This window comes from Chlamydia felis Fe/C-56, from assembly GCF_000009945.1.
Taxonomy (GTDB): Bacteria; Chlamydiota; Chlamydiia; order Chlamydiales; family Chlamydiaceae; genus Chlamydia; species Chlamydia felis.
Genome location: NC_007899.1, coordinates 276,187 through 289,180, shown reverse-complemented (window position 1 = coordinate 289,180; position 12,994 = coordinate 276,187). Strand labels below are relative to the sequence as shown.

Sequence of the window (12,994 nt, the reverse complement as noted above, 5' to 3'; positions counted from 1 at the left end):
CCGATTGCTCGTTAACACGATTCTTTAAATGATCAGAGGCTAGTATCTTGCCTCGGGCAAAATCTATGGAAATAATCTTCCCCTCACCTAGACAAGAAAGCTAAGATCTTAGAGCATCCTCAAAAGAAAAGCAATTGAAATCCCATTGTCTGTTGGTTTAGTAGCCAACTTTTTACCTCGTCATTTAGAAAATCCAAATCTTTTCAAATTTTATTTTTACAAAGCTTTTTAACAAAAAAACGCTTCAGACAGAGACTCTGGGAAGATTAGGATTTTTTGTTGCATTTAAAACTTTATAAAATATAACCTTAATGTTTTCTCACTTCGTATCTTTACTATACTAAGTTCTTAATTTAGTGAACTGAAAGTATATTTTTATAATTAATATAGTTGTTTTTTGGTGTTACAATGTCTACGCTGACCCCTAAAAGTGCCTTAGGGTCTTACGTTAAGCTTCCTAGCGCCCTCCCCAAACAGAAAATGCGGGAGATCGTACTACAAATGCTTTACGCTTTGGATATGGATCCCATGTCTGAAGAGAGTCTTGTTCCTCTTTTAATGGCTGAGACTGCGGTGACTCAAAAACACGCATTTTCTGCTTTAAATTTTTCGAAAGAAATTCTTGCAAAGTCTCCCGAGTTGGATTTATTAATTGCTCAAACAGTGAAAAATACCTCCTTTGAAAAATTGACTTTGATGGAAAAAAATGTTTTGCGTTTAGCGCTATTTGAACACTTCCACGGTCAACATATAAACGCAGCTATTTTGATAGCCGAGGCAACAAGGCTAGTGAAGAAATTTAGCTATACGGAGGCGTGTTCTTTTGTTCATGCAGTCTTGAATGATATTTTTCGTTTAGCTACTCCTCTATAGCACATCCAGAAACTTCATTAGTACGATATTAGGTCAATTATCTTAATTTTATCTGGGGTCCTAAACGTGAAAGAATCGACCGTGATACATTTTCCTTTTTCAGTTCGTCGTGGCGTTTGGTTAAGTAAGTATTCTACGTTTCGTATCGGAGGGCCTGCGAATTATTTTAAGGAAGTGAACTCAGCCGAAGAAGCTCAACAAGTCATTCAGTTTTTATATAGTCAAAACTATCCTTTTATTATCGTAGGTAAGGGTTCCAATTGCTTATTTGATGATCAAGGATTTGATGGTTTTGTTTTATATAACAACATTCAGAAAAAGGAATTTCTCTCAGAGACTACCATTAAAGTCTATTCAGGAATGTCTTTTTCTTTTTTAGGTAAAACTCTTTCTTCATCGGGGTATTCGGGTTTAGAGTTTGCTGTAGGCATTCCAGGGTCTGTTGGAGGTGCTGTATTTATGAATGCCGGTATCGGCAATCAAGATATCGCTTCGGCTATTGAAAGCGTGGAAGCAATTAATTCAAACGGTGATATCATTTCGTACCAAGCCGCAGAGTTAGAATTCGGTTATCGAAGATCCCGTTTTCAAAATAGTAAGGAATTTATCTTATCTGCGACCTTCCGCCTATCTAAAAGCGCTTCATCTATACAGATTGCGAAAGATTTGCTTCAGAATAAATTGCTCTCACAACCCTATCAACAACCTTCTGCGGGTTGCATTTTCCGTAATCCTCCGGGAAATTATGCGGGTAAGCTCATAGATGAAGCGGGTTTAAAAGGTCTTTCTTTAGGGGGAGCTCAGATATCTTCTAAGCATGCTAATTTCATTGTGAATAATGGGAGAGCGACCTCTCACGAAGTTAAAGAGCTTATCCAAATAGTTCGAGACAAGTTGAAATCTCAAGGGATAAGTTTAGAAGAAGAGGTGCGTATTATTCCCTATCGCCTACCTTAAGAGAGCGAAATATCAAAAGTCTTGGGGCCCTATTTCTATTCATTATGTAGAAGGATCCCACTTCCCATAATCTAGAATCTAATTCTCTTGCTAGTCGCTCAACAGCCTGCGTTTCATTCACCCCCTCTTCATGCCCTGGATAACAAACCACAGTAACCACTCCTTGAGGAGCCACTAAATCGAGAGCTTTTTGAATGCTAATTAACGTTGTTCTTTCTAAAGTGGTAATACTTTTATCCCCACAGGGAAGGTATCCTAAGTTATAATGAAATAACTTAGCTCCTGCTTCATTGATATATTCATGAGACATTTCTTTAAATTCTATGATTTCCCTTTCTTCTTTCGACAGAAATGTAGAGCACAACAGTGCAGCCTGGTCTAAAGCTCGTCTCTGCACGTCATAAGCCACGAGTTTCCCTCTCCCCTGCAATAAACGAGCAAGGACTAAACAGTCTTTACCATTTCCACAAGTAGCATCCACCACTGTATCTCCAGGAGTAAGAATTTCTTGAAAAATTTCATGGGACAATCGAACAACATTTCCTTGTAGCAATCTTATTCCTTTAAACATCAATAAGCCTATTGCAAAGATACTCTTTTCTCGATAACATTGTAGCTTAGTTTGGGGTATTAGCTCAGTTGGTTAGAGCGTCACGTTGACATCGTGAAGGTCAGCTGTTCAAGTCAGCTATATCCCAACTTCTTTACAAATTCTGTATAAAAGATTTCTCGACCTTTGGATCTCCACAACGTTTCAAACCAAGAATTCCCGTAATTCTCTACTTCACAATAGTAGGGGTCTTCCATAGTAGGACTCAAATATTGTCTCATGATTTGTATTGCTTGAAGAAGATAGTTTTTATCATCTGTGGCAAGAATAAGTATTCCAGGCTCTGTTAGTACTCTGACGACATTGTTTAAGAACTCATCCTGAAATAAACGGTGTTTACGATGACGCGACTTTGGCCATGGATCGGGGAAATTAACAATTATACGTTGTACTACTGCTTCTCCTAGATAGTGAAGGAAAAATGTTTGCGCATCACCGCAAACAATTCTCAGGTTAGTAACCCGACAATTATGCATTTTTGACCAGATTTTTCTTACCCTATCAAACCGCTTCTCAACAGCTATCCAATTCACCTCAGGAGTTTCTTTAGCTTGGGCAACAACCCAATCACCATTTCCTGAGCAGAGCTCGCAGGAAATAGGATTGTCATTTCCAAAAAACTCTTCCCAAGATGGCATGATAAATTGATGATGCTTGAAATAATGCTCTGGGACGTAGAGAACGTTGTCCTTAATTTTGGTACTACGTTCTTCCCAGAAAAAAGGAACTTTTAAATCTTGGGGTTTCATTTAAAATTAATAATAAGAACTTATATCTCAGGAAATTATAAAAACTCACTTAGTTTTTTCTAAGGATTTTCTTTTCAAGAGAAAAAGGTGAAAAAGTTTTCCAAATACGATTGAACGACATTCAGGAACTCTGAAAGTCGTCAATCACTTATAGAAATAACTTAAAAAGCATTACCAATTTAAATTCGCTGCGGTTTGGTATTCTGTTACGCGAGTTTCAAAAAAGTTTTTCTCTTTATTAAGATCTATAGTTTCACTCATCCATGGGAATGGATTTTTAGAATTATAGATAGGTTTCAAACCGATTCTCTCCAAACGGCGATCAGCAATATGACGGACATAGTCAATGAACATCGAAGATCTTAGTCCTAGAATGCCTCGTGGCAAACAATCTCTAGCATATTCGATTTCTAAATCCACGGCTTTCTGGATAAGATCAACGATTTCGTCTTGAAGTTGTTGAGACCATACTTCAGGATTTTCTTCTTTAATACCGTTGATAAGATCAATACCGAAATTCAAATGAATAGTTTCATCGCGTAAAATGTACTGATACTGTTCCCCGATTCCCGTCATCTTATTTTGACGATGGAAAGAAAGGATCATGACAAAACCACTATAGAAGAAAATCCCCTCCATAATGATGTAATAGCCCACTAAGTTTTTAATAAATTGGCGCAAATTCTCTATAGTATGTGTAGAGAAATTAGGGTCCAAAACATCCCTGGTCAAATCCATTTGGAAATCATCCTTAGCCTTGATAGTCGCGCGCTCGTTATAAGCATTGAAAACTTCGGATTCATCTAGTCCTAAAGACTCACAGATATAAAGAAAAGTATGAGTATGCACAGCTTCTTCGAAAGCTTGTCTCAATAAATATTGACGTACTTCAGGATTTGTAATGTGCTTAAAAATAGCCAATACAATGTTATTCCCTACTAAACTCTCTGCTGTACTGAAAAATCCTAAGTTTAAAAGAATCACTCGACGTTCATCTTCGGAAAGTTCATTAGATTTCCATAAGTCAATATCGCGAGCCATTGGGACTTCTGTTGGCAACCAGTTATTTGCACAACCATTTAAATAATGTTCCCAAGCCCATTTATACTTAATGGGGACTAGCTGATTCACGTCCACCTGATTACAATTAACCAAACGTTTGCTATTTAATTGTACGCGTTTTGATTTACCTTCTAAAATATCTGCTTCCATGCTTTCCATCCCTCTCTTTTATATTACTGGCAAGATTCACAACCTTCTTCGAGAGAACAGACGGGTGTTTCCCTAGTTCTTTCTACGACAATACTTGTGGAAGCTGACTTATTCTTCATCCATCGAGGTTGAATTCCTCGCTTATTAATATCGATAAATGATTTCTCCACAGAAGTAGCTGCCAGGGATCTTAAGTAATACGTAGTTTTTAACCCTTTTTTCCATGCTGTAAGATACATAGCAGAAAGTTTTTTCCCGTTAGGCTCCGATAAATATAAATTGACGGACTGTCCCATATCTAACCATTTCTGTCTCCTAGAAGCACATTCGATTAACCATTCGGGTTCAATTTCAAATGCTGTAAGGAAAATCTTTTTCAAATCATCAGGAATACGCTCGATTTCCAATAACGACCCATCGAAATATTTCAAATCGTCTAACATATCAGCATCCCATAATCCTAACTGCTTGAGCTTCTCAATCAAGTACACATTAGGAATTGTAAATTCTCCGGAGAGATTAGATTTTACAAACAAATGCTTATAAGTTGGTTCTATTGACTGGGTAACACCAATAATGTTCGATATGGTAGCTGTTGGAGCTATCGCCATAGTGTGGCTATTTCTCATACCATAAGATTTGATAGCTTCACGAACAGGAGCCCAGTCCTTGCGACATGAGGTGTCCATAAGGAGCTTATCTTCTCCTCGGTATTCTTTTAACAGCTCTATGGTATCTATAGGCAAGTAACCTCGATCCCATTTAGATCCTTTATAAGAACTATATGTTCCTCGTTCTTTAGCTAATAAACTAGAAGACAGTAATGCATAGTAAGCTATTAACTCTGAACTCTTATCTGCAAATTCTACAGCTTCTGGAGATGCATAGCTGATATTAAGTTTATATAGAGCATCTTGGAAGCCCATCATTCCTAAGCCCACGGCTCTATGAGTCAAGTTTGCATTAGCCGCTTCTTGAGTTGGGTAGAAGTTAATATCAATAACGTTATCTAAAATACGAATCGCTATTGAGATAGTTTCCCCTAGCATTTCTTCATCGATATCGCCATTTTTAATATGCTCCACTAAATTAACAGAGCCTAGGTTACAAACTGCTGTTTCAGATTCCGAGCTATTTAATAAAATTTCTGTACACAAGTTCGAGCAACGAACAACACCCGCATGATCTTGTGCTGAACGAATATTCGAAGGGTCTTTAAAAGTAATCCAAGGATGCCCTGTTTCATAGAGCATACTCAACATCTTACGCCATAAATCTTCAGCAGGGATTTTCTTGTATAACTTAATTTCTCCCGTATCTACTTTTCTTTCATATTCTTCATAAAGCTTATCAAATTCAAAACCGTAAGCCTCATGCAATCCAGGAACATCGTCAGGACTAAATAGCGTCCAAGTTCCTTTCTGCTCTAAACGTTTGAAAAATAAATCGGGAATCCAACTGGCAGTATTGATATCGTGAGTACGGCGACGCTCATCACCAGTATTTTTTCTTAACTCTAAGAAATCTTCATAGTCTAGATGCCATGTCTCTAAGTACACGCACGTAGCACCCTTACGCTTACCTCCCTGATTCACAGCAACAGCAGTATCATTGGCTACTTTGATGAAAGGAATCACACCGTGACTTTTTCCGTTGGTTCCTTTAATCAAAGAACCAGTAGCACGCACTCCGGTCCAGTCATTACCGATTCCCCCAGCCCACTTAGAAAGCATTGCGTTATCTGAGATAACCTTGTAAATGTGAGCGAGGTCATCCTGCACAGTGGACAAGTAACAAGAACTTAATTGAGAGTGACGCATTCCAGAATTGAATAGCGTGGGAGTTGCGGGTGTATAACGGAAGGAAGACAACAGATTGTAGAAAGTAATTGCCCACGAAGTTTTATCTTCTCCTTCGTTTAACGCAAGCCCCATAGAAACACGCATCCAGAAAATCTGTGTTGTTTCTAGTCTGCGTCCCTCGTATTGATTCAAGTAACGATCGTAGAGAGTTTGTACCCCCATATAAGAGAATTGATGATCTCTTGATATATCTAAGGCTTCAGCAAGAGCATCAAGATCATATTCCTTCAAGCGAGGATTTAATCGATACTGATCTCCGTCTAAAATATATTGTTTAAAATATTGCTTGTGCGCCTCTACAAGATCAGCATCCATTATGCTTTTGCCAATCGCTTCTTGACAAACCACATCGAGAAGCAATTCTGCAGCTACATACGCATAATCAGGTTCTTTTTCAATATTGGCTCGAGCAGCCATAATACAAGCCAAAACAATTTCAGATTCTTTAATTCCAGAATAAAAATTTGCAAAGGCCATATCGGCAAGAGTATGGGGATTTGTTGTTTTTGGGAATCTTCGACATGCCCAAACAAATTTTTCTGTCAGCTGAGCTTTATTTATTTGATAGGTAGTTCCGTCACTTTTAACAACATCGTAAACTTCTTCGACGATCTCTTCCTGTACGGCTATTTCCTGTTTGTGCTCACGAATTCTCGAACGAGCTTCTCTATATAAAATATAATTTTTCGCAACGTCATAATGGCCTGCTATCATCAACTGTGTTTCCACAATATCCTGTATAGCCTCTATATCGATAGTTTGTTCTCGGGAACACTTTGCTAAGGTTTCTTCAACAATTTTATTAGTCAGATTGTTTATTTCAGAAAGAATTTCTTGTAGAAGAACATCTGTAATTTTAAGCGTAGCCCTAAAAGCTTTTTCTAAGGCTGCAGAAATTTTCATGGGATTGAATCTTACAAGATTTCCATCTCTACGCATTACGGAAACACTATGCCAAGACCCTTTACGACGCTCTTTATGTTGATCTCTATAAATAATATAATTTCTAGCCACATCTTGCATGCCGCTTACATACAGCTGATTCTCCACCATGTCCTGAATACGTTCAACGGTAACAACCTGGCCTTCTCTAATTTTTTGAACTACTTCATTAACAACTTGACGAGTGATACTTGAAATAGACTTTTCTAAGTCTTTGGGTAAAGGAGAGGTATCTTCCAAACTACGGGTATCACGAAAAGCTGCTTCTAAAGCCTGAAATATCCGGTCCTGGTTAAAGGGAACAAACATGCCATTACGCTTTACAATAGTATAATGTTGCTCTTTTACCTCGACCATATGTCATCCCCTATCAGCTGTATTTTCGATTAAAAATAAGTATTTCTAAGCAATAACGAAATTCGACTAAACACTTCGGGGGAGTTCAGAAATCCATCGCAGTTTAATATCAAAAAACTTAGAAAAAACTCTCCCTTTTCTAGAAAGCGATTCTTCTAGAAAACCCAATATGTAGTGAAACATTATGTGCTTGTATACCATATATAGGAATAGACAGCGTTTCATGCAATTGAAAAGTACTGTCATTCTCCGGAAAAAAATGTGCTTCTGAGGAGCTTTTTTCAACTTAGATATCCGATGATCTTTTCGGCAAAAACTTGTTGATTTTAGATGAATGTATTATGCTAAGGCCGTAACGAACTTCCGGAATTCTCATGGCAGAATTGGAACCAGAAATCCGAGGCAAGCGCCGTGTAGTGACTCCTAATGCTATCACCGCTTTTGGCCTTTGTTGTGGTCTTTTTATTATTTTTAAAAGTGTTTTAAAGACATCATCTTCTGTAGAACTATTGCATCGTCTACAGGGGCTTTCGCTTTTGTTGATCAGTGCAATGATTGCAGATTTTTCCGACGGCGCTATTGCTCGCATTATGAAAGCAGAAAGCGCTTTCGGAGCGCAGTTCGACTCTCTCTCCGATGCTGTGACATTTGGAATAGCTCCTCCACTTATTGCAATTAAGAGTCTTGATGGCGCGTGCGCTGGAGGGTTTTTTTCTTCTCTTCTTCTAGTAACTGCAATTATTTACTCTCTATGCGGCGTGTTAAGATTAGTCCGTTATAATCTATTTTCTAAAAAAACTGCGGATTCGCCTCGGCATTCTTGTTTCATTGGTTTGCCTATTCCGGCAGCTGCAGCTTGCGTTGTGTCTTTAGCTTTATTTATAGCTTCTAATTTCTCAACAATCTTACCTGTACAGGTGCGCGTTGTTTTGATTTCTTTAGGCCTACTTTTCATTGGAAGTCTTATGATCTCCCCTTGGAAATTTCCGGGAATTAAAAACCTGCGCTTTAAAGTTTCCTCGTTTTTACTTGTTGTTACTACAGGGTTGGTTGCTTGTTTATTTTTCCTCGGCCTTGTTGATCACTTTACCGAAGTATTTTTCTTGGTTTCTTGGTTATATGTTTTTGCAGTGTTCCCTATTTTTGCAATCACGTATCAAGGGAAAAAGAAACGCCAATGATAGACATTTCCATAACTCATATCACTATTGCTCTCCTGAGCTTTGGCTTCGGTGGATATTTAGCCTCTCTTTATTATCGCAAACGAGAGTCTTCTCTTTTCGAATTAAGGAGAAACTTGGAATATGAGAACAAACTACTGAAAAGTTCTTTGGATCTATCACGTCGCCAAGAACAACTTATGGAAGATTTCAGTAATAAGTTGGCAGTATCTTCACAATCTCTTATCAAAGAGATGAAAGAAGAAACGCAGAGCTACTTTTCTGAAAAATCCAAAACCATAGAATCTATATTAACACCAGTTCAAGCTACGCTGACCGCTTTTAAACAAAACTTAGAAACTTTTGAGACTAAGCATGCTGAGGACCGTGGCTCCTTAAAAGAACAAATTACCCATCTCCTTGCAGCCGAGAAAAAACTTGAAAAAGAAACGCAAGCTCTTACGGACATCTTAAAACATCCAGGATCGCGAGGTCGCTGGGGAGAGATTCAATTAGAGAGAATTCTAGAACTTTCTGGGATGCTGAAGTACTGTGATTACGAAACGCAAGCAACCGATGCTCAAGGTTCAGCTCGTGCTGATATGATCATTCGCCTTCCACATGAGCGCTGTTTGATTATTGATTCCAAAGCACCGTTTTCTGACACATATTTTTCCCAAGATGCTTCTGATAAATCCGATCTTGTAGGGAAAATCAAAGATCATATCAAAACGCTAAAATCAAAAAGTTACTGGGAAAAATTTCATCATTCTCCGGAATTTGTGATTCTTTTCTTACCGGGAGAAAGCATTTTTAATGATGCCCTAAGAATTGCTCCCGAACTTATTGATGTTGCTGCGACTTCTAATGTCATTCTATCCGGGCCTCTCACATTACTGGCATTACTGAAAACCGTGGCCCACACATGGAAACAGGAAAACCTACAAAAACAAATTCAAGAAATAGGGAAATTAGGAAAAGAACTACATCATCGCTTACATGTGGTTTTCAATCATTTTCATAAGATTGGGAAAAATCTGAATAATGCTGTGCAAAGCTACAATGATATGTCATCTAGCTTACAGCATAGGATCTTACCCACCTTAAGGAAATTCGAAGATTTAGAATTATCATCCTCTTTACACAAAATAGAAGACCCAATTCCCATTCATAATCCTGCCACATCTTTTCTTCCAAGTAGCGAAGAACAAGAAGCTAATTTAATAGAAGATCCTCTATTGCAAGAGGACAGGCTTTAAATCTATAAAGCAGACTTTATGGGCAATTCTTGCTCAAAGTTCGACGCATTATCTTGAAGCATATCTTTTCCAGCGAAGGAAATGAATGTCGTTTGATCAATAGAATCTTTCAGGTATTTCTTCGTTACAGAACAGATTTGCTCTTCCGTCACATTAAGAACGGCCCTACGAAACGCCTGTCGTAAAGCTGGAACCCTTCCACATCTTAATCTGTAATATCCTGTAGACGCACGACTTCCGGGAGCTATTGGAGAATCTAAATTTTGGACAACATCAAGAACTCCTTCATGAATATCTTTATTTGAGAAATTTCCTTTAGAAATTTCATCAATACCGTGAAGGAACGCTTGATGGGTACCAAAAATTGCGGGATCGCGATAACTATAACAATAAAACGCTCCTCTGCCCAGGTTAACGGTAGCTCCGGACCCATAGGCTCCGCCTTGTTCTCGGATTTTTGTATGTAAAACAGTGTTATCAAGAATTTCCGCAGCTACGGTAAGCGCCGCAGCATCTGGATGATCATAGGACAAATCTCCTATGGGAAAAGCTAGAGCATTAAAGGCTGCTCGAGCAGGTATATACAACCCCTGAGAGTTTAGGAAAACATCTGTGGAAGGATTTACCCAAGGCTCGATCTGTCGCCCCTCAATATCTAAAATACCGTAAAAATTATTCTCATGTAAATGATTGTAGTTTGCATTACTGACGCTAAGAATTAACTGACGCTTACCGAAGAAGCATTTTTCATATAAGGATTGTAAAATACCAATAACGTTATCTACTTCCTTATCAAAATTATTTGTCAGATCGCGGATTTTATCTACATAAGGCAAACCAGAAGCTAAATAAGACATAGTTGCCGCTATAGATTTATCCATACAAGCCATACTGACAGCATAACCCATAGGACTATTGCGCACGCTATTTGTCAGAGCTTCATTATGCTGCATAAGCAGCTCTTTGATTCTGGGAACGTCTGTGAAATCAATGCTCGTTAGAGTATCTCCCATAACTTGAAATAGCTTATCAGCTTTCGATGCTAACGCTTTTCCTCGAATACCTACAGAAGGTGATAGCACAGTATTTTTATTTGCATGTGGAGAAAATTCATAAGAAACATCCATACCACCGGTATGCTCTAGAAGAAATTCCAACTGTTCCTTATAAGATCTCCCTCCACATCCCAACTGTAACATTAGGAAAACAAGAAGACGTAACCAAGGAAGCTCTTCAACAGATAAAGAGGGAAGATCCATCACTAATTCTGCGAAAATCAAATCGTTAGTAAAACAATCGTGATGAAGAACTTCTCCATGAGAAACATTTTTTTTAACCAAAGGAAACTCTTTTCCCGAATTTGGAACTTTATCCAAAGAAAAATTCGGAAGAATTCTATCTAAATCTTCATTCTGAGATTGATATTCTTCTAAAACTTTAGAAGTAAGACGTATTTTTTCTATGTTCTCTGGGGAAAGCTTCTCTTGGGTTTCTTTAAGGCGCAAAAGCTCTTCTTGATTCTCCATAGAAATCAGATCAGCATCAGGAAGCATTATCACGCGAGCAAAATGTGTATTATCTAAGAAATACTTTCTAATAAGTTTTGGAAGGTAATCGGGTTGTTTTAACTTTTCTCGAAGGTCTGAAAATAAACTATGAATTCGCAATCCATCTTCAGCATTTCCCCCATGCTGGCGTAACAATCCTGAACGGAAGAATAGCGATAATCCATAGGGCAAGGAATACCCTGCGATTTCTTTTCTTGCTAGTTCTAATTGGTGCACAGCAGCTTCTATAAGATTATTAGGAATTCCTTCTCTTATGATCTCTTCTAAACAAGCAAAAATCCAAGACTCTAATTTCTGAGCGCCCCCATGAGAACAACCCTTACAAAGAATAGTAATAGGAATTTCACGAATCTCACTATCAATTCCCATATCTGCTTGTTTGCAAAATCCTGATTTTAACAATCGGGATTTTAAAGGAGCAGCGTCTGTACCCATAAGAACAACATCAAGAACATGCAAAGCTAATAGCTCCTGCTGATCCAATATCGAGCATGTTAACCAAGATAAACCAAAAAGAACTTTATCTTGATCTTGAGTGTCTGAAGGATATTTAAGAATATTTCTTACGGGCTCTTTAAACCTCTTCTGTAAGGGAACAGTCACTGTTTGTTTTTCTAACTTACCAACATGACGTAATAATTTTTCTTCAAGAAAATCTAAATGCCTTGAAGGTTTAATGTTTCCGTAAAAATAAAATAGGCAACGCCCAAAAGTATATTGGCTCTGATGAAACGCCACCACGTTTTCATGAGAAAGCGAAAGGATATCCTTAGGATCTCCTCCAGAATTCACTCCATAGGTAACGGATGGGAATAGGGCTGCATTTAATGCTTCTGAAAGCCGAGATTCTCCTGACATCATCGCGCCTTTCATTTCATTAAAAACTATACCGGTATAGGTTAAATTATTTTCCGGGGTAAGTTCGTACCTCCATCCTTCTTGTAAAAAACTATTTTCAGTAAGCAAAGGATGAAAAACTGCGTCTATGTACACGCTAAGTAAATTATAGAAATCTTCAGGAATTTGAGATGCTGCAGGATAACAGGTAAAATCTGCTCCAGTGAAAGCATTCATAAACGTATTTAAACTACGTCGAGTCATCGAAAAGAAAGGATCTCGCACCGGATAATTCTCGGAACCGCAAAGCACCATATGCTCTAAAACGTGAGCCACGCCGTTAGAAGTTTGAGGGCAGGTTCTGAAGCAGATATTGAAAACATTTTCATCGTCATTATTGATAATCATCATAATAGAAACGCCAGAGGGTTTATGTTCCACCTCGAGCAGTTTACTTTCGATCTCAGGAAGATCCTGGCTTAACTTAACGACAAAATTTCTATATGTATCTCCAGCTTTCATACTCTGTCCAAATCCCTAATACGCAACATTAGGTGTTTCCCTTCTTTTTTAAATCTATAGTACTAATTACACTATAATGTTCCTGC

General features: G+C 38.1%; 8 protein-coding genes, 1 tRNA gene and 1 pseudogene. 5 read left to right on the top strand and 5 right to left on the bottom strand.

The features are described from left to right. Positions 1-408: 408 nt before the first annotated feature. Positions 409-905, top strand: a pseudogene (gene nusB / locus CF_RS01210) (transcription antitermination factor NusB). Positions 906-939: 34 nt separating this feature from the next. Further along, entirely contained in the window at positions 940-1,830 is an 891-nt protein-coding gene (murB, locus tag CF_RS01205) for a UDP-N-acetylmuramate dehydrogenase (RefSeq protein WP_011457795.1), read from the top strand. Here murB and CF_RS01200 read toward each other — a convergent pair. Next, on the bottom strand, positions 1,808-2,401 hold the full coding sequence (locus CF_RS01200; RefSeq protein WP_011457794.1) for a class I SAM-dependent methyltransferase: 594 nt from the start codon (positions 2,399-2,401) through the stop codon (positions 1,808-1,810). The two genes, murB and CF_RS01200, sit on opposite strands and share 23 nt — an antisense overlap. Before the next feature lie 53 nt (positions 2,402-2,454). Here CF_RS01200 and CF_RS01195 point away from each other — a divergent pair. Continuing rightward, positions 2,455-2,528: transfer RNA gene (locus CF_RS01195), tRNA-Val, on the top strand. On the opposite strand, the gene trmB is transcribed toward CF_RS01195, so the two are convergent. From trmB to CF_RS01185, 3 genes are all read right to left on the bottom strand, one after another. Next, entirely contained in the window at positions 2,515-3,189 is a 675-nt protein-coding gene (gene trmB / locus CF_RS05150) for a tRNA (guanosine(46)-N7)-methyltransferase TrmB (RefSeq protein ID WP_011457793.1), read from the bottom strand. The genes CF_RS01195 and trmB overlap by 14 nt on opposite strands. Before the next feature lie 171 nt (positions 3,190-3,360). Then, positions 3,361-4,401 (bottom strand): ribonucleotide-diphosphate reductase subunit beta, encoded by a 1,041-nt coding sequence (locus CF_RS01190; protein ID WP_041468061.1) that lies wholly within the window; start codon positions 4,399-4,401, stop codon positions 3,361-3,363. Between the two features lie 23 nt (positions 4,402-4,424). Beyond that, a complete protein-coding gene (locus CF_RS01185) occupies positions 4,425-7,562 on the bottom strand; it encodes a ribonucleoside-diphosphate reductase subunit alpha (protein ID WP_011457791.1) in 3,138 nt (1,045 codons plus the stop codon). Between the two features lie 374 nt (positions 7,563-7,936). On the opposite strand from CF_RS01185, the gene CF_RS01180 reads away from it, so the two are divergent. Next, positions 7,937-8,743 (top strand): CDP-alcohol phosphatidyltransferase family protein, encoded by an 807-nt coding sequence (locus CF_RS01180; protein ID WP_011457789.1) that lies wholly within the window; start codon positions 7,937-7,939, stop codon positions 8,741-8,743. Continuing rightward, positions 8,740-9,981, top strand: a complete 1,242-nt coding sequence (locus tag CF_RS01175) for a DNA recombination protein RmuC (protein ID WP_011457788.1) — start codon at positions 8,740-8,742, stop codon at positions 9,979-9,981. Before CF_RS01180 ends, CF_RS01175 begins: the two co-directional genes overlap by 4 nt. Positions 9,982-9,983: 2 nt before the next feature. On the opposite strand, the gene CF_RS01170 is transcribed toward CF_RS01175, so the two are convergent. Continuing rightward, complete coding sequence (locus CF_RS01170; protein WP_011457787.1) at positions 9,984-12,908, bottom strand: insulinase family protein; 2,925 nt, start codon at positions 12,906-12,908, stop codon at positions 9,984-9,986. Positions 12,909-12,994: the final 86 nt, after the last annotated feature.

Excerpts from the sequence above, each read along its gene's own strand:
- CF_RS01190 (WP_041468061.1), bottom strand. The coding sequence starts at position 4,401 with ATGGAAGCAGATATTTTAGAAGGTAAATCAAAACGCGTACAATTAAAT.
- CF_RS01170 (WP_011457787.1), bottom strand. The coding sequence starts at position 12,908 with ATGAAAGCTGGAGATACATATAGAAATTTTGTCGTTAAGTTAAGCCAG.
- CF_RS01185 (WP_011457791.1), bottom strand. The coding sequence starts at position 7,562 with ATGGTCGAGGTAAAAGAGCAACATTATACTATTGTAAAGCGTAATGGC.
- CF_RS01200 (WP_011457794.1), bottom strand. The coding sequence starts at position 2,401 with ATGTTTAAAGGAATAAGATTGCTACAAGGAAATGTTGTTCGATTGTCC.
- trmB (WP_011457793.1), bottom strand. The coding sequence starts at position 3,189 with ATGAAACCCCAAGATTTAAAAGTTCCTTTTTTCTGGGAAGAACGTAGT.
- CF_RS01175 (WP_011457788.1), top strand. The coding sequence starts at position 8,740 with ATGATAGACATTTCCATAACTCATATCACTATTGCTCTCCTGAGCTTT.
- CF_RS01180 (WP_011457789.1), top strand. The coding sequence starts at position 7,937 with ATGGCAGAATTGGAACCAGAAATCCGAGGCAAGCGCCGTGTAGTGACT.